Annotated in this window: 24 protein-coding genes; 7 read left to right on the top strand and 17 right to left on the bottom strand. The window is 45.3% G+C overall.

From position 1 onward, the window contains the following. Positions 1 to 13: 13 nt before the first annotated feature. Positions 14 to 5,134 carry a DUF4132 domain-containing protein gene (locus tag WH46_RS16020; RefSeq protein ID WP_046227505.1) on the top strand — a complete coding sequence of 1,707 codons (5,121 nt, stop codon included), beginning with the start codon at positions 14 to 16 and terminating at the stop codon, positions 5,132 to 5,134. 270 nt (positions 5,135 to 5,404) lie between these two features. Here WH46_RS16020 and WH46_RS16015 read toward each other — a convergent pair whose 3' ends face one another. Both WH46_RS16015 and WH46_RS16010 read right to left on the bottom strand, forming a co-directional pair. Further along, positions 5,405 to 6,607: an ROK family protein gene (locus WH46_RS16015; RefSeq protein WP_017814743.1), complete on the bottom strand. Its 1,203-nt coding sequence runs from the start codon at positions 6,605 to 6,607 to the stop codon at positions 5,405 to 5,407. A gap of 103 nt (positions 6,608 to 6,710) precedes the next feature. Next, positions 6,711 to 7,055: a DUF3139 domain-containing protein gene (locus tag WH46_RS16010; protein WP_017814744.1), complete on the bottom strand. Its 345-nt coding sequence runs from the start codon at positions 7,053 to 7,055 to the stop codon at positions 6,711 to 6,713. 258 nt (positions 7,056 to 7,313) lie between these two features. On the opposite strand from WH46_RS16010, the gene WH46_RS16005 reads away from it, so the two are divergent. After that, positions 7,314 to 7,565 (top strand): hypothetical protein, encoded by a 252-nt coding sequence (locus tag WH46_RS16005; RefSeq protein WP_046227504.1) that lies wholly within the window; start codon positions 7,314 to 7,316, stop codon positions 7,563 to 7,565. A gap of 304 nt (positions 7,566 to 7,869) precedes the next feature. On the opposite strand, the gene WH46_RS16000 is transcribed toward WH46_RS16005, so the two are convergent. After that, a complete protein-coding gene (locus WH46_RS16000; protein ID WP_017814746.1) occupies positions 7,870 to 8,505 on the bottom strand; it encodes an NAD(P)-dependent oxidoreductase in 636 nt (211 codons plus the stop codon). Between the two features lie 458 nt (positions 8,506 to 8,963). On the opposite strand from WH46_RS16000, the gene WH46_RS15995 reads away from it, so the two are divergent. Next, positions 8,964 to 9,839 (top strand): NAD(P)-dependent oxidoreductase, encoded by an 876-nt coding sequence (locus WH46_RS15995; RefSeq protein WP_046227503.1) that lies wholly within the window; start codon positions 8,964 to 8,966, stop codon positions 9,837 to 9,839. 279 nt (positions 9,840 to 10,118) lie between these two features. Next, on the top strand, positions 10,119 to 11,099 hold the full coding sequence (locus tag WH46_RS15990; protein ID WP_046227502.1) for a BtrH N-terminal domain-containing protein: 981 nt from the start codon (positions 10,119 to 10,121) through the stop codon (positions 11,097 to 11,099). 114 nt (positions 11,100 to 11,213) lie between these two features. Here the strand turns inward: WH46_RS15990 and WH46_RS15985 are convergent, their stop codons facing one another. Further along, on the bottom strand, positions 11,214 to 11,672 hold the full coding sequence (locus tag WH46_RS15985; protein WP_046227501.1) for a DUF2262 domain-containing protein: 459 nt from the start codon (positions 11,670 to 11,672) through the stop codon (positions 11,214 to 11,216). 128 nt (positions 11,673 to 11,800) lie between these two features. Then, entirely contained in the window at positions 11,801 to 12,364 is a 564-nt protein-coding gene (locus tag WH46_RS15980; protein WP_046227500.1) for a guanylate kinase, read from the bottom strand. A 370-nt stretch (positions 12,365 to 12,734) separates the two neighbouring features. On the opposite strand from WH46_RS15980, the gene WH46_RS15975 reads away from it, so the two are divergent. The 3 genes from WH46_RS15975 (at position 12,735) to WH46_RS15965 (ending at position 16,000) form a co-directional block, all read left to right on the top strand. Further along, the gene (locus WH46_RS15975) at positions 12,735 to 13,484 is read left to right on the top strand and encodes an ABC transporter ATP-binding protein (protein ID WP_046227499.1); all 750 of its coding nucleotides are present in this window, start codon (positions 12,735 to 12,737) and stop codon (positions 13,482 to 13,484) included. Further along, positions 13,481 to 14,239 (top strand): ABC transporter permease, encoded by a 759-nt coding sequence (locus tag WH46_RS15970; RefSeq protein ID WP_046227498.1) that lies wholly within the window; start codon positions 13,481 to 13,483, stop codon positions 14,237 to 14,239. Before WH46_RS15975 ends, WH46_RS15970 begins: the two co-directional genes overlap by 4 nt. Positions 14,240 to 14,680: 441 nt before the next feature. Then, positions 14,681 to 16,000 carry an ATP phosphoribosyltransferase regulatory subunit gene (locus WH46_RS15965; protein ID WP_046227497.1) on the top strand — a complete coding sequence of 440 codons (1,320 nt, stop codon included), beginning with the start codon at positions 14,681 to 14,683 and terminating at the stop codon, positions 15,998 to 16,000. Positions 16,001 to 16,264: 264 nt separating this feature from the next. Here the strand turns inward: WH46_RS15965 and WH46_RS15960 are convergent, their stop codons facing one another. The 12 genes from WH46_RS15960 to WH46_RS15905 all read right to left on the bottom strand — a co-directional run bounded on the left by WH46_RS15960 (position 16,265) and on the right by WH46_RS15905 (position 25,998). Next, complete coding sequence (locus WH46_RS15960; protein WP_046227759.1) at positions 16,265 to 17,188, bottom strand: DMT family transporter; 924 nt, start codon at positions 17,186 to 17,188, stop codon at positions 16,265 to 16,267. Between the two features lie 393 nt (positions 17,189 to 17,581). After that, positions 17,582 to 18,127: a GNAT family N-acetyltransferase gene (locus tag WH46_RS15955; protein ID WP_231584368.1), complete on the bottom strand. Its 546-nt coding sequence runs from the start codon at positions 18,125 to 18,127 to the stop codon at positions 17,582 to 17,584. A gap of 216 nt (positions 18,128 to 18,343) precedes the next feature. Next, positions 18,344 to 18,859 (bottom strand): nucleoside deaminase, encoded by a 516-nt coding sequence (locus WH46_RS15950; RefSeq protein ID WP_046227495.1) that lies wholly within the window; start codon positions 18,857 to 18,859, stop codon positions 18,344 to 18,346. A gap of 164 nt (positions 18,860 to 19,023) precedes the next feature. Then, on the bottom strand, positions 19,024 to 19,605 hold the full coding sequence (locus WH46_RS15945; RefSeq protein ID WP_046227494.1) for a class I SAM-dependent methyltransferase: 582 nt from the start codon (positions 19,603 to 19,605) through the stop codon (positions 19,024 to 19,026). Positions 19,606 to 19,795: 190 nt separating this feature from the next. Further along, a complete protein-coding gene (locus tag WH46_RS15940; protein WP_046227493.1) occupies positions 19,796 to 20,284 on the bottom strand; it encodes an NUDIX hydrolase in 489 nt (162 codons plus the stop codon). 98 nt (positions 20,285 to 20,382) lie between these two features. Beyond that, positions 20,383 to 20,829 (bottom strand): hypothetical protein, encoded by a 447-nt coding sequence (locus tag WH46_RS15935; RefSeq protein WP_046227492.1) that lies wholly within the window; start codon positions 20,827 to 20,829, stop codon positions 20,383 to 20,385. Positions 20,830 to 20,976: 147 nt separating this feature from the next. Beyond that, positions 20,977 to 21,816: a phosphotransferase family protein gene (locus WH46_RS15930; protein ID WP_046227491.1), complete on the bottom strand. Its 840-nt coding sequence runs from the start codon at positions 21,814 to 21,816 to the stop codon at positions 20,977 to 20,979. Between the two features lie 139 nt (positions 21,817 to 21,955). Next, the gene (locus WH46_RS15925) at positions 21,956 to 22,321 is read right to left on the bottom strand and encodes a hypothetical protein (protein ID WP_197088285.1); all 366 of its coding nucleotides are present in this window, start codon (positions 22,319 to 22,321) and stop codon (positions 21,956 to 21,958) included. A gap of 218 nt (positions 22,322 to 22,539) precedes the next feature. Then, positions 22,540 to 23,178 carry a P-loop NTPase family protein gene (locus WH46_RS15920; RefSeq protein ID WP_046227490.1) on the bottom strand — a complete coding sequence of 213 codons (639 nt, stop codon included), beginning with the start codon at positions 23,176 to 23,178 and terminating at the stop codon, positions 22,540 to 22,542. Between the two features lie 147 nt (positions 23,179 to 23,325). Beyond that, on the bottom strand, positions 23,326 to 23,775 hold the full coding sequence (locus WH46_RS15915) for a RidA family protein (RefSeq protein WP_046227489.1): 450 nt from the start codon (positions 23,773 to 23,775) through the stop codon (positions 23,326 to 23,328). A 349-nt stretch (positions 23,776 to 24,124) separates the two neighbouring features. Then, a complete protein-coding gene (locus WH46_RS23475; RefSeq protein ID WP_052714260.1) occupies positions 24,125 to 24,913 on the bottom strand; it encodes a copper amine oxidase N-terminal domain-containing protein in 789 nt (262 codons plus the stop codon). A gap of 191 nt (positions 24,914 to 25,104) precedes the next feature. Continuing rightward, positions 25,105 to 25,998, bottom strand: a complete 894-nt coding sequence (locus WH46_RS15905; protein ID WP_046227488.1) for a hypothetical protein — start codon at positions 25,996 to 25,998, stop codon at positions 25,105 to 25,107. Between the last annotated feature and the right edge of the window lie 34 nt (positions 25,999 to 26,032).

Below are 26,032 nucleotides of genomic sequence, written 5' to 3'. Positions count from 1 at the left end.
GGAGAATGAAATAATGAAGGATATGAATGAACTATACAAACAGCATCTCAGCCGGATCGAACGTCTCGCAGCCGCTGTACCGGAGCCATTACATGAACTCGCAGACAGCTGTGCAAAGCTGTGCGCCAGCAGATATATACATAATCAGCAGGAGGAGATTGCCCGGCTGATGCAGTGCCTGGAGCAGCTCGCGCAAGACGACAACCCGGCTTCCCTATATGAACCACTGATAGGTATGGTAGCGACACTGGCAGATGAACGGACTGCCGGCATATTCCGGTATATTACCGCCCATGCGGTCGAATATCCTTACAGCACAGGATATAACCGTCGTCCCTATCGCACACAGGATATCACACTACATAAGGAACGAATTCTCGACAAAATGACTTCCCTGATATCGATGCACGGTTTTGGCTTTGACCTGATGACCATGCTGACCGAACGCAATTACGAACTATTGGGCGACTACCGGTTGAATCAGGAAGCACTGTCCGATCTGATTGCCTATGAGCTGGATCAGGATAATGCACAGGTGATGCAGGCATTGCACGATATCATTTATGGAGATAATCAGACAGCACTGCTCTCTTACGACATCATTCTGGGCATACTGATGTCGCACCGTACCGAAGCTTACCGGATGATCAGCGAGCTATTGGTAGCTGCCCGGCTGCAGGAAGGTCTGCGCCAGTCGATCACCGAGACACTGGATCAGGGGACCCTTGAAGCCTCCATCATGCTGATAGATACTATTCTGCAGCATGATCTGATCCGCTACAGTGCTATCGTCAGAGCCCTTGGTACATGGATAGGCATGCCGCTTGAATCGGCGAATACACGGGTTACGGGACAGTTGATCCGTCAGACGTATGAAGCGCTGACGGACAGCTCGCTTCGCCATGAATGGCTGACCGACGAGAATGCCAACAAAGTATATATCAGCCTGTGGGCGACTGCGGTCCATGAAGAACAGGAACTGTATGACCGGATTCAGTATCTGATGGATACCGGTGTCCGCTACCAGAAGATCGTTGCTCTGTATGTGCTCAGCAACAGCCAGAACAAGGAACTGCGCCTGCGTATGGCCCGTCCTCATCTACAGGAACATGATGGAGAGCTGCTGTACTGGGTATTGGACAACTATGCTTATGAATGCGAATATACTTGGGATTTTGTCAGTAGCGTGACTGAATCGGAGCGTGTACTGCGGGTTCCCCAGACTCCTTTGCTGGAAGAAAAAGCAGACAGGGTGCAGGATTTCAACCGGATCAGGGATATTTATCTCGGACTGTCCGAGCGTGACATCAGCTTCTCCTCCAGCGTTCTCGATGGTATTACGATTCAGTATTCGTCCGACCGGCTGATCCATAAGCTGATCTATCTGGCTGTATATGACATGGATGCACAGCTGATCGGCGAGATTCTGCAGCTCAAGGATCGGATGAGCGCAGATCTGCGCGGCACTCTGCTTCAATATGTGATCAAGGATAGTAATGATCCTGAGCAGCGCCAATTTATTTTTGCATCCCTGACCGACAAGAGTATGTCCAACCGGGAAACTGCACTGAAACTGGCCAAAACTTTTGTATTGACCGATGCGGAACTCCGATTGATCGAAGATCTGCTCAAGCTAAAAACCGGCTCACTGCGCCAGAGTGCAATTCAGCTGCTGCTGCGCCAGCCTGGAGAATTGCTTGAGCCTGTTGTTGCGAGACTGCTGGGCAGCAAAAGTGAACTGCAGCGGCTGGCTGCACTAGAAACGATCACAGAGCTGCAAAGCCAGCCCGAACGTCAGGATCAGTATGAACGGCTGACCGTAATAACCGAATCACTTACCCATCCGACTGCCAAGGAGAAGACACTGCTGGCGAAGCTGGGACAGGCAGCCGAATATACGACAGCCAACGGCTACAGGTTATGCGATCCGAATCTGGTCGAAGAATGGCTGAAGATACCGCCGAGCACAGCTGCTTTTGATATGAAGACACAGGTGTTCACACTGGGATCCGAGCCAATCAGATCATTCCTTCAAGGATTGAATGACCTGATTCATGAGCACCGCGAGCATGAATATGAGGTCGAGTACTACAATAATTACAAAGAAACCCTGCTGATCGGCAACAAGCTTCAGCCGCTCTCTTACAACAATTGGGTAGCCGATGATGAAGATACTTCCAAAGTACTGGAACGCTATCCGCTGACCGCGCTGTGGCAGCAGTATCTGGAGCAGAGCGGCATGGACAATCTGGCTGTTATGCAGATCGCTTTGTATACACAACCGGAACGCCTGGATCAGAGTCTGCAGCAGCTGTACCGTTATTTCTCCCATGCCATGGAGTACAACCAGCTGGACAAGCATCAGCTGCTGGAAGGCTGGCGCGGAGAGTTTATCCGTTCCCTTTATCCGGTAGAGCAAATGATCGAGATCCGAGACTGGTATGATCGTCTGCCCTACCAACAGCAGATCGACAACCTGCTGGTCGCTTATCTGGAAGACAGCCGCAAAGAAGAAGTATTCGATATGGCTCACCTGGCGCTGAACTATCTGATGCAAAACTTCCCGGCGGATCATCTGGAGCCGGACGGCGGCACACTGGTACTGCTGGCCGATCCATGGATCAATCTGCTGCGCAGCCGGTCATATAACGAAGATTCCGCACGTCGTCGCTTCCATACGCTGTATAATTTTCTGCCGCTGGATATTCATTCGATATCCTATACTCATTTGGCACCGGAAGATTACGCCCGAATGTATGATATGAACATTATCCAGGATAATGAACTGTACAAGCAGATGCTGATTGGCTATCAAGCCCGTGACTTTATGCGGCTGATCACCAGTCCTACCAGCCAGTATAATCTGGTTAATCGCTTCCCGAGTATTCGTCCGCTCGCGGAACAGGCGATTGCACGTATTCTGGATATTGAACTGCAGCGCGGAGAACTGCCGACCGAGGTTACCCCTCTGGCTATGTCGATTCAGCGTATCGATGGAATGAAGTATTTCCTGTCTATTCTGTCGAATCTGCAAAAAGAAACCTTTATCCGGGGCTATATATACAGCTATGGTAATTCCACCAAGAAAGAGACATTCAGCCATCTGCTGAAAAATAACTACCCGCTCGAAGGCGAGAATGAACAGACGCTGGACGACATGCTGAAGACTTATCCGATCAGTGACAAGCGGCTGCTGGAAGCGGCAATGTATGCCCCACAATGGATCGAGATTATCGCTGCCCATTTGAACTGGCAGGGACTGCGCAGTGCAGCCTGGTACTTCCACGCGCATATCAATGAGACATTCTCTGCCGAAAAGGAAACAATCGTCGCCCACTATTCGCCGATCACTCCACAGGAGTTCAATGATGGCGCATTCGATCTGAACTGGTTCCAACAGGCTTATCATGAGCTGGGAGCAGAGCGTTTCAAGCTGTTGTATGATGCAGCCAAATATATCTCGGCAGGCTCGAACCACAGACGAAGCCAGCTGTTCGCCGATGCTGTACTCGGCAAACTCAACTTGGAGCAGACCCGTCAGAACGTCGCAGCCAAGCGCAACAAAGATCAGCTGCTATCCTATACGCTAATTCCACTATCAACAGAGCAGCGGGAACAGGATATCCGCGGACGCTATGAATTCGTCCAGCAGTTCCTCAAGGAAAGTAAAAGCTTCGGTGCCCAGCGTCGTACCAGTGAAGCGGCCGCTTCTGCGATTGCTCTCGATAATCTGGCACGCAATGCCGGTTACGCAGACGTCACCCGCCTGACCTGGGATATGGAAGCACGCAAGGTGGATGAACTGCTCGTTTATTTTGAACCACATGAGATTGAGGACGAACTGTATGTTCAGCTGGAGATTGATACAGAAGGCAAAACCAGCCTGACAGCGGTCAAAAGCGGCAAGCTGCTCAAGTCCGTCCCTTCCCGCCTGAACAAAAATGAATATATCGTCCGGCTCAAAGAACTGAAGACCGAGCTGACCGATCAATACCGGCGTGCACGCAGCGAGCTGGAACGCTCTATGGTGAATCAAACGTCATTCACCGCAGCAGAGCTGAGCCGGCTGCAGCAGAATCCGGTGCTATCGCCGCTGTTCCGCTCTCTTGTCTTCCGCAGTGGTAAGCATCTGGGCTATATCAACCAAGAAGCCTCCTCGCTGCTTCAACTACAAGCAGCCGGAGCAAGTTCTGCCGAATCCAGTGCCAGCAGCAATCCGAATACGACTGATGCCGGCACCGCTCCAGCCGCAGTGACCGATTATATCCAGCATCTACTGATGCCGGAGGATGAAGTGTTTATCGCTCATCCGCTTCATCTATACGAGAGCGGACAGTGGTCTTTGTTCCAACGTGATCTGATCGGGCACCAGTTCTATGCCGAGCAGCGCGAACGAACAGATCAGCGCAGCCGGGAGCCTTTCAAACAGGTATTCCGGGAGCTGTATGTGCTCAATGAGGATGAAAAATCCAATGGCATCGTATCCCGGCGCTATGCCGGACATCAGGTGCAGCCGAACAAAACGGTAGCCCTGCTGCGTGGACGCGGCTGGACAGTCAGCTATGAAGAAGGACTGCAAAAGGTCGATTACCGGAATAATCTGATCGCCAGCGTCTATGCAATGGCAGACTGGTTCTCTCCAGCAGATACCGAAGCTCCAACACTGGAGACAGTACAGTTCCACGACCGGACGACCTACAAACCAGTACCTCTCGAACAGGTTCCACCTGTGCTGTTCTCCGAGGTCATGCGGGATATGGATCTGGCGGTGAGTGTCGCCCATGTCGGCGGTGTCGATCCGGAAGCCAGCCTGTCCACCATAGAGATGCGCCGGGCCATTGTGGCAGAGTCGCTGCGACTGATGAAGATTACCAATGTCCAAATCGACAAGAATCATGCGCTTATTGAAGGCAGTCTTGGCACATACAGTGTCCATCTCGGCAGCGCCATCGTATACAAGCAAGCTGCAGGTGCACTGAATATACTGCCTGTACATTCCCAGCACCGCGGACGAATCTTCCTGCCGTTTATGGATGAAGATCCACGTACAGCAGAGATCCTTTCCAAAATCGTCATGCTGGCACAGGATACCAAAATCAAGGACCCAATGATCCTGAACCAGCTGAAGCAATGATTGTTGCTGGTAGGATCGGCTTGCGTGTGTATGAATCTTCTTCTCTTTAGAAATAGCTTCGTATACATCTATGTATCTCTAAGCCAAATTAGATAGTACTTCTCAATTCTAACCATAACAGCCCGAGTGTCTTTCTCTGATATATTCAAAGAATGACACTCGGGCTATTTACATTAGGCTCATTTCCAAGTTCACTTTTCGTGGCTAAATAGGACAATTCTACGCTAGATCAGACAAGGAGCGGATGATGCTCTATTTGTCTGACAACGGTCAAATATCCATCTCATTCCATACCATCACCGCAGCACCAGTCGAGACCGCTGTCTCCTGCAGAATCCCGCGCGAGAACTCCGGCTGATAACTGTCTGAATAATAAATATTCTGCTCGGCTACCGCTATCGCTGTATTGTAAAAAAGATCATTGGCGCTGATCATCACGCCGCCCAGAATAATATGCTCGGGATGCAGCACATTGATCAGATTGGCAAGTCCGATGCCCATATAGGCAGCAGACTGTGCGAAAATCTCGCGTACATACTCATTGCCCGAATCCAGCGCCTGAACGATCGTGGTAAAGTTGATTGCCTCCGGCTTCAGCGCCAGACTTCCTCCCGTCCACTGCTCACGGCTCATTTTGCTGCGCGCACGTACCTGCTGCTCAACCGCCTGCACCGAAGCAAAAGCTTCCAGTGCACCGTAGTTGCCGCTGCCATGCAGACGCGGACCGTCTGTCTGGATAATCATCTGCCCGATCGAACCTTCCATATCTACTGCACCATGCACAATCCGGCCATTGGACATCATCGCCGAGCGCAGTCCCGTCCCTATATGTACATACAGCATATGCCGGATATTCTCGCTGCGTACCATCCAGTGTTCACCGATCAGCGCTGTATTTGCTCCATTTTCCAGAATCACGGGCAGACCGGTTGCCTCCTCCAGCCAGCTGCGCAGCGGCACATCGTTCCAGCCCGGCGCGGCAAAATAGAGCGGATTCAGGATTCGTCCCTGCTCCCGACTGAGTGGTCCTACAGCTCCCACGCCCATACCGATAACCTGTTCCCGGTCCAGCTGATGGCGGAGCAGCAGTTCATGCGTCTGCCGTCCCACATGTTCAACCAGCCGCTGCGGAGTCATCTGCTCGTCCATATTCCAGCGCAGCAGCTCCAGCGGCTTCATCTCCATATCATACAGACCCAGCACCGAATAGATCCGCGAAATATCCAGTCCCAGAATATATCGTGCACCGGCATTGATTTGATACAAAATCGGCCGCCGACCGCCTGTAGACTGCCCAAAGCCGGATTCCATAATCCAGCCTTCACGCGTCATCTCGTCCAGCAGACGGGTCAGACTGCTGCTTGTCAGCCGAAAATGCTCCATAATATCCGCTTTGGCAATATCCCGCCGGGAAGCGATCAGATCATATACCGCTTTTTTGACAGAGGGTATCCCTTTGATGTGCTTTACCATATCATTTCACCATTCCCTATAATTCTGATCGGAATTGTTTTTCAATCATTATATATGGTTTTTTGTGGGAATGCTATGTATTTGTGAAAAATTTACAGCTTGTTTATTTTTCCAGATGTTGGAGCGGTGGACTGGCTGCGGGACGAGGATTCTCGGCTCCTGTCGGCCATACATCCGCTTGCATCACCGGACGATGCGCATAGTAAATATACGTAGCGTAAGGTTCATCCGCAAAGATGACTTTGACATAAAAAGGCGGCAGTTTTTTACCCCAGACTCCTTTTACAGAAGCGATCTCCGCCTCACTATAATGCTTTTGTTCAATCAGATACTCCTTGACCCGCTGTGCGTAGACCAGTTTATTTACCTGTATGTAGAGTATAGGAAGCAGTACGATTAGTACGATCACGATTATCGCGATCCTGTTTTTTATTTTTGGTTTGTTCATGCTTTCCTCCCTGTTCCATTCGCTTGAAGATCGTTCACAATAACGGGATCCGTAGACGCAAAATGCAGACTGTATCGGTATGGGTATAGGCAATGCTATAGGATAACAGTACTTTTATATTACCATCAAATGGTAATCATAATACATTTTGGAGCCTATCCATAGCCAGACCATTTCTGTTCATGCAGGGTCAGTAACTGTCTGCCGGTTTGCATCAGGAAAGCATGTTCGATAGACTGGGAATAAAGGAGGGTCTGTATGCACTGGACTATTTTTATGATTGGACAGCTTGCTTATATAGCACTGGCACCCCTGTTTCCACCGGAAAAACGCAAATATGACTACATATATCTGGTGATGAATCTGGCTTTTCTTATGGTCGTCATATGGCGCAGTGATAGCCATCCCTTGCTGCCGGACAGCATAATCTGGTGGCTCACGTTCTGCATTTATGCTCCGGTGCTGGTAACGTTCACCAAAAGAAACGCAGAAAAAAGAAAGATTGGCTGACATGCCTTATTTCTCGTTCGTTTCCCCTTGCTCATCTATGTCTATGTCTATGTCTTAAAGGTAAAACTCCTATAGCCTATTGATTTGTTATTTGTAACAATTGGTCCACATCATCAAAAGCCCTGCCTGGCGTCAGAGTCATCCTCATGTCGCCAAGCAGGGCTTTTTAGTTTGTCATTTTACAATTCGGCAAAACAGCGAGATCGAAGCATACTGTATTTAGCTGTAACACTCATCAGAATAGATGCGCACTGGGGACAGCCGCTTAATACTCAGCCGAATTTTTGCCGACTCGTCCGAGTCATTACTTCGCTTCGGTAACTACGCTAATCCGCTCGTTCACATGAGCAGCTTTTTCCGCTTCGTCCACGATAGCAATTGCATAGTCGGCATAGCTGGAGTAGCTATTGCCTTCGCTGTTCACTGTCAGCTGCTCACCCGCCAGTTTGTACGTGCCAGTGCGTGGGCCTGCAGGGTCAAAGAATGCACCCGGGCTGACAAATGTCCATTTGATGCCGGACGATTGTTTGAGGTCTTCCAGGTTTTTGCCCTGGTTGGTTGCTGTTGGTTTGTAAGCATCCGGGAAGTCCGGTGTGTCTACGAGGCGAGTCGTATGCGCATCATCTACATACAAACTGCCTGCGCCGCCAACAACGATCAGACGGGTATTGGATGCACCTTTCAATATATCGATCAGATGACGACCTACGACTACATGCTGCTCGGCATCCGGTGTACCAAATGCATTCACCAGTACTTCGAAGTCCTGTACATCTGCTGTCGTCAGATCCGTCACTTCTTTTTCTACCACATTCAGTTTGTCATTTTGTACTTTGCCTGCGCTGCGTACAAATGCGGTAACCTCATGACCTCTGCTCAATGCTTCCTCGGCGATACGTGATCCTGCTTTGCCTGTTGCTCCGATAACTGCGATTTTCATGGTTAATTCCTCCCTGGGTTTGGATTATTTTATATTTTAGTATGAATTACATTAAGAATAGCTTACATGTAACAATTATAGTTACATGTATTTGCAAAGTCAACTTCTTCTTCCTGTTCATTCCATAGATCGTTGTCAGCCGAAGGATAGAGAGGCTTGGACTCTCTTCACGATGACTGCTTACTCTCCGGATAAACGGTACAAAACACAGAAGCAATCGGACTGTTCGCTTGCAAAACGTATAATATAAACAGGAAAATCCGTTATGATACAATCAAGCAGGGATAAGCATGCTTCTGTAGTTTATTACACACTGCAGAGGTCGGCTCAACCTATTTCGGGTAAATAAAAGAAGCTTTCGGATGATGCATCTGTTATTCGAAGCAGCGAGGCATTCTCCGTAATGCTTCACGAGATGCAGTTCATCTTACTTTATACAGTCAAAGGAGTGCGTTCAAATGAAAAACCTCGCATGGATCGGCACAGGACATATGGGTCTGCCGATGGCCCGCAATCTGTTAAAGGCGGGATACCCCGTTCATGTCTATAATCGCACAGCCAACAAGGCTGCTCCGCTGCAGCAGGATGGTGCCGTGCTGCATTCTACTCCAGGAGAGGCAGCTGCTGAGGCAGAAGTTGTCTTTATTATGCTGACCAAGGGAGATGCAGTCGCCGAGGTGTTGAATGGCGAGCAAGGCATTCTCGCCCAGACTCGTCCTGGCACACTGATTATCAATATGAGTACGATCAGCCCAGGAGAAGCTCGGGATCTGGCACAACAGACGCAGCAGGCGGGGGCAGTCTATGTGGATGCGCCAGTATCCGGATCGGTCGCTCCTGCGCAGCAGGGACAGCTCGTGATTCTGGCAGGCGGAAGCGCAGAGGCTGTACAGGATGCGCAGCCGTATTTTGATATTCTTGGCAAGCATACGATTCACTTTGGCGAGGTTGGTGCAGGCAGCTCGGCCAAGCTGTCGATTAATCTGATGCTGGGTATTACGATGCAGGGAATCAGCGAAGCACTTGTCGTGGGGGAGCACGCCGGATTGAAGCGTGAACAGCTGATCGAAATGATCGGCCAGTCTGCTGTAGCTACTCCAATGCTCAATGCCAAAAAAGACATGCTGATGAACGAAGAATTCCCTGCCGCATTCATGATCAGCCTGCTGTCCAAAGACCTCGGTCTGCTCATGGACGAAGCGCGCCGTGACGGAATCGATCTGCCGCTCGCCGCTGCTGCCGACCGTACATTTGCCGAAGCCAGACAAAACGGCAAAGCAGATATGGATATGGCTGCGATCTGGCTGGAACTGCAGGAACGCAGCCGGAAATAAACAGCACAACATAGATTCTGTACAGGAACAAAATGCATAATTCATGCAAAACAGCAGTGTCACTTTAAGTGCACTGCTGTTTGTGGTATTCAGGTAATCCGACCCGTTCGCAAATTTCAATTAAAAGCGATGCTTTGATGGGGAACCCGTATGACTGTTATGATTTCAGAACATTTTCCTCAAAACACTGACATACTGTTGTCAGCGAAGATGGCCTATAATGCAGGTAATTCATGCCGAGGTAATGGCGCTATCCCGATTAAAGGAGGAATGCAAGCTATGGAAAAAGTAATTGCAGGGTTCACTCCTTATTTAGGTCAACATTGCGAGACAACGGCTATCGGCAATCTGCTGCAGCATGCCGGAGTTCATCTGTCCGAGCCTATGCTGTTTGGGCTCGGGCAAGGTCTGGGATTCATATACTGGGACTCGAAAGCGATGGATTTCCCCTTTATCGGAGGGAGGGTAAAACCGGATGTACTCACTGCCAATCTTGCTGCCTGTCTGGATCTAAATATTAACATTCAAGAAACATCGTCTGTCGACAAGGCTTGGAAGAATGTACAACGTCATATTGAACAAGGGACTCCGGTCGGGCTGAAATTAGACTCTTACTACCTGGATTATTTTACGAATAACGTTCATTTTGCCGGGCATTATGCAGTGCTCTATGGATTCGATGACGAATATGCCTATATGGCAGATACCGAGCAACAGGGAGCACATGCACAGACACGCTTGACCGGTTTGGCCATGGCCCGAAATGCCAAAGGATTTATGAGCTCCCGCAATCGTTCCTTTACTCTTGATCCTGTCAGTAAGCTGCCTCCACTCGCGCCTACTTTGCGCAAATCCTTAACCCAAAATGCACAGGACTATCTGAACCCGCCTATTCGCAATATTGGCAATAAGGGGATCGTCAAAATGAGCAGTGAAATCCTGAACTGGTTTGTCCGCAGCAGCAATATCGAACAGGATCTGTGTCTGACTGCCTTGTTAATGGAGCGGGCAGGAACCGGTGGTGCTTTGTTCCGCAACTTGTACCGGGACTTTTTAAAAGAGTGCGTTGATCTTCTGGCAGAATCCCACATCGAACAGGCTTACCATTTATTTGCTGATATCGCTCCGCTATGGGTCAGCGTCTCTGCAGCGATCGACCGGGCAGGCCGCACGGGAGATGATCTGGAGCTGTTACGAGCATCACAAATGTTACTGGAGATCGCGGATAAAGAACGAACTGCCATGGAGTTACTGCTGTAAAACGATTCATTGGAAAAGTGGTCAGGAGAATCCTGTGAGATGTTCTTGTCCTTTTCTATCTCCTTGATCAACAAATAATAACAATGAAAAAAGATACAGCAAGAAAATTCCTAGTTATATGTTAGCTTTCACCAGTTCATACTCCTCGTTAAAATAAGCATGTATACGATGACCACCGAATAAATCCCCATCGTCGTATTCACAGTAAATAGAATCTATGCCAATCACAATATCACGAAGTGTGATGGACTCTTGGAATACTTCCTTTGTTGTATTAAAATCGCCTGCTTCTACAGCATCCCAATCCAGGTCCTCATCGTCCTCATCATAATCTGGCCAAAAATCATTTTTGTAGTTAATTAAAGCTGCAGCTACAGCTGCTTTCGCTTGCGTTTCAAAACTTCTCAAATCTTCAAATAGTCTTTCTGCTTTATGGAGCAACACAGCGACATCAGCCTGCTTACCAGTAGCATTCAAATACCAATGTAACTTTCCTTCCTCCATCCGCCAACTCTTATCGCTCTCGTTATATGTAAATGTTCCAATTGATTTACTTTCGATTGATTCTATCATGCCCTCTATCCTTTCTCTGATAATTTACAGGAAGTCGATATTCTAAAAAGGGAACTGAAAATAACTGCTGTTTCACTCCTTCTATATAGTGAAACAGCAGCAAATCTATTGTTATACACTTTCTCTAATTAATCAGAATTATATTCCGTTCCACCCAGTCCTGCACGTAAACAGTCAATAATCGCTTCTGCCGTATGCAGCTGTCCGTCGTTATTACGGATAATCAGATCGCACTGGGACAGCGCAGCCATCTCCTCGTCAAAGGAAGCCATCCGAAGCTCCTGCTCCTCCATACTCACATTGCGTTCCGCCAGTCTCCGCTCCAGCTGCTCACGACTGGCAGAGATGCCGATCAGCAGTGCGCGCTCTCCGAGCAGCTGCTTGACCAGCTTGGCGCCCTGCGCTTCCATGACGCTGGAACGGACCTGTCCCTGCTCACCTGCCTGCTCCAGCGATTGCAGCGATGTCCCGTACAGATTGCCCCGGTATTCATTGATCTCCAGCATCTGTCCCTGCTGATGCATCCGCTCCATCTGCTCGCGGGTCGTAAAATGATACTCTCGTCCATCCTGCTCTCCCGGTCTTGGCTCGCGAGACGTCCAGGTGACAATACGCGGCAGTCCAAGACGCGCTTGCAGCGTACTTTTCCCCGAAGCGCTTGGTCCCTGAAAAATAACAATCGAAAATGACATTCAATCTCCTCCTGAATGATAGGTCTGTATCTGAAGTATAAGTCTGTATATTATATAGTATGACGAGACCGTTCGTTGATTCATTTTGTATATGATTCGTCCTGCAACCAGATCTATAGCATACATAGCGCTGCTGTGGTCTTGAATTTTCTTTGTCTTAATCTGGCTGTACTTTATAGCGAGCAGTGATAGCTTTCCTGCTGATCCGGTGCATGATAAGTTTAATAAGCGATAGCCAGCAGTATGACTATCTAATCTTCTGTATCCATTTGCAAGCGATCGGGCTGCTGCTTGATTGGATAGCCTGATGCTATGCGACTTTGTTGATCATTCCGATTTTTATTTACGAATCCAGAAAGGTGTATCTCCCATGAATTCCGTGATTTCTTCGGCTGCAGCCGTGCAATTCCAGAACGTCAGCAAGAATTTCCCCGGCCCGGAAGGCGCATCTGTTCCAGTACTTCGTCAGATCAGCGGCCAGATCGACAGCGGCTCGATTACGGCGCTGATCGGTCCTTCCGGCTCCGGCAAAAGTACCCTGCTCTCTCTGTGCAATCTACTGATCACTCCCGATGAAGGCAGCATCCATATCCAGGGAAAAGACATACATAGCTGGGCCATTACCGAACTGCGGCGCCGGGTCGGCATGGTGTTCCAGGACTCGCCCATGCTGCCAGGCACCGTAGAGGATAATCTGCGGACTGCCCATCGGCTGCACGGTACAGATATCGGCAGTCCAGCAGAGTGGCTGGAAAAGGCCGAGCTGTCAGCCACCCTGCTCTCGCGTCCGGCACAAGAACTGTCCGGCGGTCAGAAGCAGCGGATTGCTCTGCTTCGCACACTGGCAGGACGACCGGATATCGTTCTGCTGGACGAGATTACGTCTGCGCTCGATCCCTCTTCGGTTCGGGTCATCGAACAACTGCTGCTGGAGCTGAACCGTCAGCAAGGCACGACCCTGATCTGGGTCACTCATCAGATGGAGCAGGCCCAGCGGATCGGGCAGCATATCTGGTTTCTTCAGGATGGTCAGCTGTTGGAAGCGGGCGATGCGTCCGCCTTTTTTGAACATCCGCAGACAGAGGAAGCGCAGCATTTTATACAGGGGGAATCGTCATGAGCATACTCGCATTAAGTCTGTCCCTCTGCTTTGTATTGCTGGCGGTTGTGCTGTCACGTTCCTTCAAGCTAGGACTGGAAAAGGACGTACTGATCGCTATGATCCGCGCAGCAGTACAGCTGCTGATTATCGGTTATGTACTGAATGCCATTTTCGGTCTGGAGAATCTATGGGTGGTCGGTCTGTTCGTCCTGCTCATGATCACGGTCGCAGCCCTCAATGTATCCAAAAAAGGCAAAAACATTCCTAAAATCACCCTGAAAATCTTCGCTACTCTGGTTGTCGTTGAGATTATCACGCAGGCGATTATGCTGGGGCTGGGGATTATTCCAGCTCATGCCCGCTATATTATCCCGATCAGCGGCATGATTATCGGCAACTCTATGGTACTGAGCAGCCTCCTCGTCACCCGGCTCAAGTCCGAAGTTAAGCTGCGCCAGCGCGAGATTATTGTCGTGCTGTCCATGGGCGGTACACCGAGACAAGCGATTCTGCCAGTACTCAAAAGCGCTGTCCGTTCCAGTATGATCCCGACGATAGACGGTCAGAAGACGATCGGACTCGTCCAGCTGCCCGGCATGATGACCGGCCAGATTATCGCTGGCGCCGATCCGATCACGGCGGTAAGATTTCAGCTACTGATCGTCTTCACCCTGATGACATCGGCGATTATCACGAGTATTCTGCTGGGGCTATTGATTGCACCGAGTCTGTTTAACAAGCAGCAGCAGCTTCTGCTGAAGCCGCTGGAGTAAATACACTACTCGACCATTCGTTCCTTTAAGACGATAAAACAGTCATTATTCTATTGTAGAGACAAATTGTCTTTTTGTACGAATAATAGCTTTTTACAAAATAGCAGTTGCAAATTACTGTCAGCAGGCATATAATCACTACTAATTTACACTACAAATGAGAGATCAGGAGGGATCATGATGAACAGTATTAACTTTACTCGCTTCAATGTAATGTCGAATAGCCTCATCATGACAAGCCCATTCACTGATCTGCCGATAAATCTGCATCATCATCACAGACGTTAGCCTCTCTGTATGAATTAACTACAGGGTGGCTAGCGCTTTTCGCGTTGGCCTCCCTGCGGGATATCGAGCGCGCAGGACCATGGGGTCCTGCGCGTTTTTTGTGTTCTGGAGCGATTTACCGGCGACACCAATCACAGAGGAGAGCTGATTTATATGCAAAATGTCAAAGGAACCCACGACTTTATCGGAGAAGAACAGCGGCTGCGCCGATCTATCCGCAATCTGCTGGAACGGCAGTTTGAATTGTACAGCTACGAGGAAGCCGATACGACTATCCTGAACGAAATGGACTGGCTAATCTCGAAATATGGAGGCGGCGAAGAGATCGTCAAAGAGATGTACCAGCTCAGCGACCAGCGGCAGCGTGCACTCGGACTGCGTTACGATCTGACTATGCCACTGGCCAAGCTGATGGCACTGAATCCGGGAATTCGGCTGCCCTACCGCCGCTTTGAAATGGGCAAGGTCTTTCGCGATGGACCCACCAAGCGTGGACGACTGCGCGAATTCTGGCAATGCGATGCGGATATTATCGGTCTGGCTGGACCGGAAGCGGAGCTGGAGCTGTTCCAGCTAGCTTTGCAGACTTTTGCACAACTGGAGATTCCAGTCGTTCTGAAATGGAACAATCGCCGCTTCCTGAGTGAGGTGCTCGGCGCACTTGGCGTTCCATCCGGCATGCTCTCTTCTGTCATGCTGACGCTGGACAAGCTCGCCAAGATTACGATAGCAGAAGTCGCCACAGAACTGCAGGACAAGCTGCTGCCTGCGCCCGCCATTACTGCCCTGCTGGAGCTGATCGGCAGACCAACCGAGCAGCTGGAGATGAATAGTATCGGACGGATGTATAATCTGACGGAAGCGCCGGGTTATCTGGAAGTGCAGCAGCTGCAACAGCTGCTTGGTCAACTGCCATTTCTCAGGCAGCAGTGCGAATTCGATCTATTTCTGTCGCGCGGATTATCCTTTTACACCGGCACTGTATATGAACTGTTCGATGCCACCGGTTCTTTCCCTTCCAGTCTGGGCAGCGGCGGACGTTATGACGGCATGATCGGCAAACTAACCGATCGGGAAGAATTGGAGCTACCGGCGATCGGATTATCATTTGGTCTGGAATCGATTATGGCTCTCTACCGTGAACGGTCAGAGCCAGCAGGAGTAGGAGAAGTATCTACTTCTCGCAGACCGGCTCCTGTCGTTATTGTGCCGATAGGAGATACACTGCCGGATGTGATGAATACTGCCCTCCAACTACGCGCTGCAGGCATTCCTGTACAGACCGAGCCAGGCGGACGTAAGCTGGGCAAACTGCTGAACAGTCTGTATGCCCGGAACATACGCTATGTCATTCTGCTGGGCGAAGACGAGGTGAAGGCACAGATCGTCACTCTGAAAGATCTGGAACAAAGACAGGAATTCACGCTTGCTCTCGATGAAGCGGTGCATAACCTTACTCAGCTTTATCTGTAAAAAGGACGATTGTTCCTCCATACAAAGTCATACTATAGACATTGATGCTACAGAAGATGCATCTATAAAAAGCGATGTTTTAGAAAATGTATCTATAGAAATTCATTTTACAGAAAGTTATCTTGCTGGAAGTAATCATGCAAAAAGACCCCCGGATGACGGATAAAATCTATCATCTGGAGGTCTTTGAAATTGAGAAAATGCTATCTTTGCTGGACAACTGCATGTATAGCAGCTGCCCCAGTATGCGCCTAATCTGCTGGATCAGACCGCTTTGCCGGATGGGGCTGTTGGTACCTCATTCGCCGGAACTTTGGCTTTTGGCGTACGATTAACCAGCAGAATACTCACGACAATCAGAACCAGTCCGATCACCAGATTCACCGTCACGGATTCACCCATGAACATTACGCTCAATATGATCGATACGAGCGGAATCAGGAACGTGTACGAACCAACCGTACTCGCTTCACCCGAACCAACAAGGCGGAAAAAGCAAAGCCAGCTGAGTGCAATCGCGAAGATCGAGATAAACAGCAGTACCCCGATAAAAGTCGCGTTCCACGTAATATCTGCCCAGCTCTCGGTACCACTGCCAACCGCTGTCATTACGACACCGCCAAGCAACAGCTGGATCGTAACGAGCCAGATCGGATCAACGCGCTCGCCGACTTTTTTGACATAGACGGTACCAACGCCCCAGCTTACTGCCGAAGCCAGTGCCAGCACGATGCCCAGTACCGAGATACTGCCGGTAAATCCGCCTGCACTGATCGTGGCTACACCTGCACAACCAAGTACCAGACCGATCGCTTTGAGCGGATTCATGGACTCACCCAGCCACAGCCAGGACATAATGCCGACGAGTACCGGCTGCAAGAATACAATCGCCGAGAACAGTCCGGCCGGCATATAGGCGATACCGATCGTCTGACAACCGTAGAACAGGATAATGTTCAACACTGCCGAGATCACATAGATCGGCCAGGTCTGGCGCCAGCGTAGTTCACGCAGCTTAGGCAGTGCGACAAACAGCAGCAGCACGCCAGCGATCAGCGTCCGGATGCCCGAGAATAAGATAGGTGGAGCGTACTGCAGACCGTATTTGGACAGCGGCCAGTTCACACCCCACATCAAAATTAGAAACGTCAAAAAGAGGGCAGTCTGCCCTTTGGATAGTGCTTTCAAAGTAATCTTTTCTCCTTTAAGCGTCTGCTTCATTTCTTCCCCAATGAAGCGCTTTAATGATGTAAGTAATGAGTATACATCCGTTTTAACAATTGTTCAATAAGTATTGCACCTATGTTCATTTAATAAAATGGATTTTGCTGTTTACTGCATCTGATTGATCTTAAAGTCAGGTCGTCAATTGTTTTGATTTTCTAATGTCTTGCACTCTAAACAAAAAGCACCGATTGGGAAATCGGCGCTTCATCATCTTATTTTTCCACTTATGTTTTGGCTATCTTTAAGGTTGCATATAATGTTTCCGTATTTACTACGTCCCACTGACTTCAAGCGCCGCCAGGCTCCGAAGCGTGAATATAATGTTATCTAAAGGAATCTGACCTCGTGAGACACTTATAAAGTCATCATTAGTTCCAAATTGGAAAAGCTAGATTCTGAGTAAATCGAATCGCCATAAATTCCATTCACTTCACTAAATCCGGATTTAATCCAATATCTTAACGCTGGCCAGTTCTTCGTAGAGACATTAATCCGAATTTCTTTATACCCTAATTCAGCAACAACTGAGGAGAATTCCTTTATGATCTCTTGTCCAAATCCTTGCTTTTGGATGTCTCCATGGATATATAGAAACTCAAGATACAGGGAATGTTCTACTGGATATCCATGATATAGACTAATTAGACCAATGGGTTGCTGATTTTCCGTTATTCGTATCGTTTGTATTCTATAGTTCTCCAGTAAACCTTCTGGTGGAAGATTTCCATTGATCAAGCATTTTCTGATATGATCCGGATCATACTCACGACCGTCCCATGCATTCATATATGTACTTGTTTGATAGATATCCTGAATGATTGGAACTTCCTGTTTGGTTAAATCAGAAATGCTAAGTCTATCTGTATTCCAACTTTTTGGGATTTGATTCAATATAATCACTCCATTTTTTTGCTATTTAGATTCTTTCAGATAACGTTGTTGTATTAACGAACCCAGGAACCTCTACGAACCTAGCCGCGACTAAGGCTAGGTTCGTAGAGGTTGTCTGCTGAATCCACTTCCCCAAAAATGCCTTTGCAGACCAAAGTCCGTCAGATATACCGCGTGAATACGTTGTTATCTAATGTACCTGCTTACTATAAAATACAACCAAAATTATTTAATTTTTGCTGTTTCCCACTCAGTGTTTAAGATTCCTCTTCCAATATTCCAATTAGCCAGTAATTCCCTTTGTTTGTTCTCTAATTCAAGATAAGGAGATGCAATATATGACAATCTATCAAAAAGATCAATAAAATGTGGGCCCTCTTTAAATTTCCTTATACCACCATATTCATCATCATCAGCAGCCCATACAATCTTTTTTATACCTGACATTAAAATAGTACATGTACACATAGGACAAGGCTCACAAGTTGTATATATTGTATAATCATTCTTTAAAAATCTTTTATTGGCTATATCCAATAATTTAGATCCAGCATTTCTAATTGCATCTACTTCGGCGTGTGCAGTACAATCACACTCAGAAAACACACGGTTTCTACCTGTACTAACTATCATTCCTTCTTCATCAACTATAATAGCTCCAATAGGATAAGTTCCCTCGTTATAGGCTTTTTCAGCTTCACTCAAAGCTGAGACTAGATAATCATAGTCACTTTTCTTCATTGGTAAACCTCCATATAATAGTTTTCTCGATTCTTTGCAAGTATTTCAGCTAAAGTTGCTATATTTATGACTCGACGCATATCGGGTATCCGGTGACTTTCAGATCAAGGACGAATGTCTTTAGCATAAATATTTTGTTATGTGATTCCCTTTTCTTCTTCGAATCACTCCGACATTTCTTTGACTGCATCTACTATCAGTGATACGAATCCTAATTCATCATTTTTATTTCGGTGATCAAATCGAAGGGATCTATAAATAAAACCATCTTCAGGATTCCAGTCCTTATAATGAAACTCTCCATGTTCGTCACAGTATTCCAGTAATCTAATCTTAAATCCTGCTTCTTCAAACATGCTTGTAATTGTCTTATAATTATGTACGATTTTATGACTTGCAGCCGGGTGCTCTTTCGGACCAGGTCCACCGATCTGAACTATATCCTGGTATTCTTTATTCCTAAAAAAAGCATCTGGAACTGCACACCGAATATATCCTTCTGGTTCGAGAAAATCATAACAAATCCTTGCTGCTTTCATACCTTCTTCATAAGACAAATGCTCCCATACATGTTCTGCAAGAATGGCTCTAATCTTTCTCGAATTAAAGCTTTCTTCCCAATCAGATCGATCTAGTAAATTCAACTCTTCTTCTTGGGTTTGAATCCAGCTTGGATAGGCTTGTGAAGATGCTCCTAATATAATTTTAAGAGGTTCTGACCATTCATTTTTATTGATTTTTATCATATGATTATTCCTTTGTTTTCGAGTGGTTTTATCTAACGTTACGGTATTCACGACTCGACGCATCTCGAGTGTCCAATGTATGCCGGACCAAGGACAGATGTCCGCAGCATAAATATTATATTACAAGATGTCAGCGCTTTCTTCGAGATCCATACCTATTTACGTCTCATGCAACTTACATCTCATACAACTAAACAGGTCTCTCCAGTTTGATGTTACATTCTGACGTTGTCGCAGTAACGTATTCGATATAATTTACAGACCCGTTAAAGTTCAAATAGGCTTCATAACGCATACGGATAGCAGGCAGAGTAATCATATCTAGTACCTTTTCTTTTGGAACCCACCTACAATCACTTGTTTCTTCAGAGGTAGATAACTCACCACCTAAAAATTTGCATGCGAAATCAAACATTACTTTCGTTGGAACATCAGTCACACCGTCATACCACTTATGAATCGCTGTATTCGACACGATACTAATTAAATGGCTAACTGTAGCATCTATTCCACTTTCCTCTTTAATTTCACGAATTACGCCGTCTATCAAGTTTTCACCAACTTCAGTTATACCGCCCGGATAAACCCAACCATCGTCATGAGCCTTTACTAACAGAATGTTTCCATTCTCATCTTCAACAATTCCCCCAGCCGATACAATGTGTGTTGGAAATGCCATTTACACAACCTCCTATTTAGGTGAAATGTATTTTCTATGGTACTTATACTATATTATGTTAGGTGATGTCCCTGTCTTTTATGAAATACTCTAAAATATTATTGGCTCCCCGCTATTCCAAAAGTACTATTAATCGCTTTCTCATAGTTATCCCACTTGAAATAAAAAGGGCCTATATCAATACTTTGATTGCTAGGTTCTACCTTAAAATCATGCCATATAATCCAATCGTCTTCCCTCTCAATGTAAACAGAGATGAATCCACACTCTTCGTCTCCGCACCATGGGCAAACCAACACGGGATATCGTTCATACAAATAATCATGTTGTTTCTTTAATAGGAAGTAATCAATCATATTTTTTTGATGTTCTTGACCTCCCCATCCTAGAGAAGGAACCCTATCATGCTTTCTGAGCATTTGATATAACGATCTACCATCAATAATGAAATCTGCAAATTGGGTATTTTTATTTCCATCTTGATCTGGATCACACTCATCATATCGACTTGAAAGTTTAGTTTCTAAGTAATTTAAAGTTCTCATATATCTCCTTTACATGCTTTGCAGGGGTTTCACCTAACACTCCTGTATTTACGACCTGACAAATGTCAGTTGTGTTGAGAATGCCCGACCTAGGGCGTAGGTCCGCAGCGTGAATATTATGTTACGTGGAGAACTATTTTCTGTGACTCAACCCACAAAATTTCTTTTCAATGTCCATTCCAATCTTCTAAGCCACTCCTCTTTGACGTTTGTATTGGCATTCTTAATCCGATTCAAAATATGAATGACTCTAGAAAGCGCAAATGCTTTTATCCCTTCCTCTGTTATTTGTATGGTTGAATGTTCACGGTACGTATTCAAGAAAATCTCAGATAACTCGTTACTTGCTTCCGGGTAATGAAAATGAACAAACCATAACACCCAGGCGATGTCTTGCAGAGGATGTCCCCATCCTCCCCATTCCCAATCAATAACAACCATTGAATCGTCAGATACAATCGTATTATGAGGACCAAAATCACCATGAATTAAAGTATTCTCTTTCTCAATAGGAGTATCTAGAATTTCTTTTACCCGATCCTTCACATCACTGGGTATAAAATAGAGTTCATCGAATCTTTCGTGTGCAAGCTTTATCATGGGTAATTCCAAGTGACTCTTTTTCTGTTTTATTGTATGTATTTCTCTAGATAAATGTTCTCCTAGAAGCTTGTAAATTGCTTTCGCCTTATCCATATTACCTTGATCTAAAAACCGTTGTCCGTTGATCCCATGTATGTAATCCATAATGATGTACGATGAAGAATCGTCTTCAAAATGATCATACATTTTTGGAGTCACACCTGAATCATTTAATAAAGCTAAGATATGTGCTTCAATCTTGGCGTCATCATTATTTTTATCAAAGATTTTTGCTACTACCAAGGGAGTTGACCCTTCGAGGAGAAGGGTTTGATTGGTATATCCTCCTGTCAATTCAGTTATTTGTATGTTTTGAAATTTACGTAATAGGATGTCGTTAGCCATTAACACTGTACCTTCTTTCTCTATTCTTAGAGTCTTTTACATAACGTTCCCGTGTTCCCAAACTCAGCGTATACTGAATGTTTGTAGCGTGAATCTTATGTTATCAGATGGATCAGCCTTCTTTGAATTGTTAAATAAATCAAGTTTTTATTTTTTCATATTGTTGTAGCCAATCCTTACCGCTTGTCCATTGAATGCTTGGCTTCTTCTCTTTTAAAATATCTTCACATGCTTTGGCCATTATCCATTCTTTAAGTCCATCATTAGAACTTTGTTTAAGCTCTCCATATAAAAATTTAAATCCTTGATCTCCAGTATTTGTGATTTCTTCGTAATGTTTTTTATTTGCATTTATATAGTCAGTAGGATTACTTGAAAGTCGAGTGTTTTTGTTCGCAATAATCAGATCTAGGTTTTTATTAATACTATTTTCAATTCTTATTTCTTCAGTTTTGCTTTTACTTTGGTCTATTGAAGTATTTGATTGACATGCTGTAATAGACATTAGACAAACCGCTATAATGAACCTAATCAAAATCATCATTCTCATGGATTCACCTCACTCTGTTCTGTGTTTTTACTTATTTTGTCTTTAAGTTAATGGATTGCTGACCTTTCTATTAAGGTCCCTATCTTCACGATCTGACGTATGCTGGGTATCTGACGAATGCGCCGGATCAAAGGCGTATACCGCAGAGTGAACATGATATTAGCTTCTTCGATTTACATTAAAAAATCGTTTATCCTTTCTTTATATTCTTTCCAATTATAATCTTCATTTTTTATTATCAATTTTGGAATATCCCATTCCTGAACGACATTGAATATGAAATCTTGATTTCTGGTCCAGAGGCTCCCTGCTTCAATAAAATCATCATCTGTATAAAGTCCGCATCGATCTTGAGTGAATTCGGGTCCGCGAATATTACACATCCATCTCCAATGCTGTTCTACATGATTTTGATAATAATAAATTAGAACAGGATCAAGGTGGCTTAAGATAGATTGTAGATTCTTGGTCAAATCCAATACTTGATGCTCGTTCATTCCCATATTAAATGCAAAATCAAGCGTATTTTGAAAAATGTAACTTTCTATGATCACAACTTCTTTTCTATCCATTGTTTTATTTACAAAATCAGTAAATAGTTCTTGCACTTTCATAGAAAACCAATCTGCTTCCTCTTGAATAGTTAAAGAAGTAAATAATTTTTCGTATATTCGCAATGGATGATTGTCTTCTAATTCATGGTAAAATCGATTCGGAATATTTATTTTGGTCAGTTCTGAATTTATTAATTGTCCAGTCGTTGACTTGCCTGAACCTGGCATCACCTCTATTAATATCAACTTTGACTTCACGGATTTTCCTCATTTCTATATTTCACTGTGGTTCGCGCTGATTTCTTATAATGTTCATGTATTCACGACCCAGTGAATGCCCGCAGTGTGAATATTATGTTAGGTGATGTCCCAAATCTCTGCAAATAAATTAAAAAGAGGTTTATACTATTCCACTTCAAATATTGAATCAACAATAATAGGAAGATTATCTCGAACAGAGACAGCTCCAAGTACTGATCTTGCATGTACTCCATTACTTCCGAACACTTCAAACATCAATTCTGAAAATCCATTTAAAACTTTATGATGTTCTTCAAAATAGGGTTCTGCGTTCACAAATCCTTGAACTTTAACTACTCTTTTTACTCTATCTAATGAACCAAGCCCATCCTTTAAGACAGCAAGCACTTCAATTCCGGTTTGTCTTGCAAATTCATATCCTTCTTGTGTTGTATAATTACTACCAAGTTTTCCTTTGGGATTCTCACTCGGACCTTTACCTGAGACAAACATCAGTCCATTTACAATCACAAAATTAGTGTAGCTGGCTGCAGGATTACTTGCAGCCGGTAATTTAATGTTAAGCTCCTCTAATCGTCTTTCAATTTGACTCATTATTTCCCCTTCTTTCTTTTAGTTTTTATGATTTTTGGGATTTCACCTAACGTTCCTGTATTCACGACCCGATGTATTTCGGGTGTTTGTTGACCGCCGGAGCAGGTGCTCCTGAACGCCGCTGTACAGAACATGAAAAAGGTGGCGAACCACCTCGGCTGGCAAGCCGAGGAAAAAACAGACACTCGACGCAAAAGAAACTCACCCTCCGTTTGGAGAGTTGGGTTTCTCGACACTCTGACTGACATCCTCTAGGGATGTCGATTTGGGAATATTGAGAACCTCCACTCTTCATGCGAAGAACGGGGGACTTTTGTAGGTTTTCACGCTGGTTTACCGGTATAAATGATCAATTCAATTCTCGTCCCACCGTAATCACGTAGTCAACATCTCCTGTAATGTTACCTCTTATTTTCTTGCTCACCGTATCTCCCTTTCTTACTGCCTTCAGTGGTGGCTCAGAAGATCGCGAATAGGGATCCATAGCAAACTGTCCGTTACTGTAATGAAACAAAGGATTAATATCCGCTTTACCCGCCGGAATCGTATGACCGGAAACATTCAGAGCCGTTATTGTCATATACTTGCCTTTGATCGAATACGACTGAATGACCATCGCATTTTCATTTTTTACGCTCGTGGCATCCATTCCCATGAAGTCTTTAAAAGGCTCCCCTTTGACCACCCGATCATCCGAAAGGATGATCTGCTGTGAGGCTTGATCCCAGCGCCACTTCACATCAGTCGCATCGAGAAAGAAGCGGATCGGAAAAAACATCGCTTGATTCTTTAAAACGGGAGTGGTGTCCATCTGCACGGTCTTCCCGTCGATTTGAGCGATTTTGGAGTTGACCATGAATTGGAAGGTATGACCCATCCATTCGACATCTGCCGTTTTGGACGATGGGTTATACTTCACCTTACCGCCCAGCAGGTCTTCGATCGACCGAAGTGGAATCTGCACCCTATGCGCTTGGTCGGCAAAAGGCGGAGCAGGCTGCGTGTAAAGGATCGAATACTTTCCGACTTTCAAATAAACCGGTACAACATTGGCAGCCTCGGCAGTGGACGTTATGGGACTGAAGGTGCTAAGTACCATAGCCCCTAGGAGACCGACAATCATCGATTTGATTTTCATAAGCATCCTAACCTTTCGATATTCTATTATTTATATTTTCAGTGATTTAATTAGAACAATATTGTATTGACTTTATTCTTTTGTGCTTTTTAGAGATTGTCGTATAACGTTCCTGTATTCACGACCCAGCGCATGCTGGGGGTCCGGCGTATGCCGGGCCAAGGACGAGTGTCCGCAGCGTGAATATTATGTTATACAAAGTTCTCAAAATACTCGTCTTCAATACGAATTTCATCAGTCAAGCTATTAATACGACGTTGCTTATCTATTGTATTAATATACTTTTCAAGATTGATTTTTATGGTTCTATTAAAAATTTCATATACTTTACCATCAAGTTTTTCAACAATCACAACATCTATGGTTTCACTTTCATATTCTTTATCAACATTGTGGTTAGCTAAATAAAGTTCAATTTCATAAAAACCATCTTTACTTTTAGGAACTATTTTATAATTCTTGTAACAAAAATATTTACTATTATTGATACTTTTAATCAATTCGTTTTTTATATTAGAATAGTATAGCTGACTATTGAATAGTCTAATTCCCTTTTGCATATTCAAGAAACTATATGGCAAATTATATTTATTTATATACTTGTAATAATAACCTTCGGATTTAATGAAATTTTTAATCATGTATGAAAAAGTACTTTCATTAAAATCAATGCCAGTGATACTTCTTATTTCGTTGTACAATATCACAGGGTATTCTTTAATCAACGAAACAATTTCGTTACGTTTTCCTTTGTTATTATGTTTTGATGTACCACCAAATTTTGAGGGATTCGCAAAAGAACAGTTATCATATGCTGCTTGGCTGTACTCTGCTAATCCTTTAATACCATACTTGCAGTGTTTTGCATGAATCGGCATTTTATTTTTATTTTCATCTAATGTTTTATCAACATATAGATTCACGACCAGAACTGGGTTTTTACATGCTGGACAAATTGCAAAATGCTTAATTTCGTTCTTCATTTCAACATAGAATGGATCAGTTTTTCGTGTTTTATTCTCATAATTCTTAATTGTCAGTGGAATAGGTCTATCATCTTCTTTGTTAGTCTGAAATACATCCATTTAGTTTACCTCCATTTTGAGATCTTTATTTTAA

It is taken from the genome of Paenibacillus dauci (assembly GCF_000971985.1).
Lineage (GTDB): Bacteria > Bacillota > Bacilli > Paenibacillales > Paenibacillaceae > Saccharibacillus > Saccharibacillus dauci.
This window is presented reverse-complemented; position numbering and strand designations above follow the sequence as displayed.

Coding starts and splice junctions, on each gene's coding strand:
- WH46_RS15965 (WP_046227497.1), top strand. CDS start 14,681: ATGCAAAATGTCAAAGGAACCCACGACTTTATCGGAGAAGAACAGCGG.
- WH46_RS15940 (WP_046227493.1), bottom strand. CDS start 20,284: ATGGCATTTCCAACACACATTGTATCGGCTGGGGGAATTGTTGAAGAT.
- WH46_RS15995 (WP_046227503.1), top strand. CDS start 8,964: ATGAAAAACCTCGCATGGATCGGCACAGGACATATGGGTCTGCCGATG.
- WH46_RS15950 (WP_046227495.1), bottom strand. CDS start 18,859: ATGAAGAAAAGTGACTATGATTATCTAGTCTCAGCTTTGAGTGAAGCT.
- WH46_RS15945 (WP_046227494.1), bottom strand. CDS start 19,605: ATGATAAAAATCAATAAAAATGAATGGTCAGAACCTCTTAAAATTATA.
- WH46_RS15985 (WP_046227501.1), bottom strand. CDS start 11,672: ATGATAGAATCAATCGAAAGTAAATCAATTGGAACATTTACATATAAC.
- WH46_RS15980 (WP_046227500.1), bottom strand. CDS start 12,364: ATGTCATTTTCGATTGTTATTTTTCAGGGACCAAGCGCTTCGGGGAAA.
- WH46_RS15970 (WP_046227498.1), top strand. CDS start 13,481: ATGAGCATACTCGCATTAAGTCTGTCCCTCTGCTTTGTATTGCTGGCG.
- WH46_RS16000 (WP_017814746.1), bottom strand. CDS start 8,505: ATGAAAATCGCAGTTATCGGAGCAACAGGCAAAGCAGGATCACGTATC.
- WH46_RS16010 (WP_017814744.1), bottom strand. CDS start 7,055: ATGAACAAACCAAAAATAAAAAACAGGATCGCGATAATCGTGATCGTA.
- WH46_RS15990 (WP_046227502.1), top strand. CDS start 10,119: ATGGAAAAAGTAATTGCAGGGTTCACTCCTTATTTAGGTCAACATTGC.
- WH46_RS16020 (WP_046227505.1), top strand. CDS start 14: ATGAAGGATATGAATGAACTATACAAACAGCATCTCAGCCGGATCGAA.
- WH46_RS15925 (WP_197088285.1), bottom strand. CDS start 22,321: ATGTCTATTACAGCATGTCAATCAAATACTTCAATAGACCAAAGTAAA.
- WH46_RS15905 (WP_046227488.1), bottom strand. CDS start 25,998: ATGGATGTATTTCAGACTAACAAAGAAGATGATAGACCTATTCCACTG.
- WH46_RS15930 (WP_046227491.1), bottom strand. CDS start 21,816: ATGGCTAACGACATCCTATTACGTAAATTTCAAAACATACAAATAACT.
- WH46_RS16015 (WP_017814743.1), bottom strand. CDS start 6,607: ATGGTAAAGCACATCAAAGGGATACCCTCTGTCAAAAAAGCGGTATAT.
- WH46_RS15915 (WP_046227489.1), bottom strand. CDS start 23,775: ATGAGTCAAATTGAAAGACGATTAGAGGAGCTTAACATTAAATTACCG.
- WH46_RS15975 (WP_046227499.1), top strand. CDS start 12,735: ATGAATTCCGTGATTTCTTCGGCTGCAGCCGTGCAATTCCAGAACGTC.
- WH46_RS16005 (WP_046227504.1), top strand. CDS start 7,314: ATGCACTGGACTATTTTTATGATTGGACAGCTTGCTTATATAGCACTG.
- WH46_RS23475 (WP_052714260.1), bottom strand. CDS start 24,913: ATGAAAATCAAATCGATGATTGTCGGTCTCCTAGGGGCTATGGTACTT.
- WH46_RS15935 (WP_046227492.1), bottom strand. CDS start 20,829: ATGAGAACTTTAAATTACTTAGAAACTAAACTTTCAAGTCGATATGAT.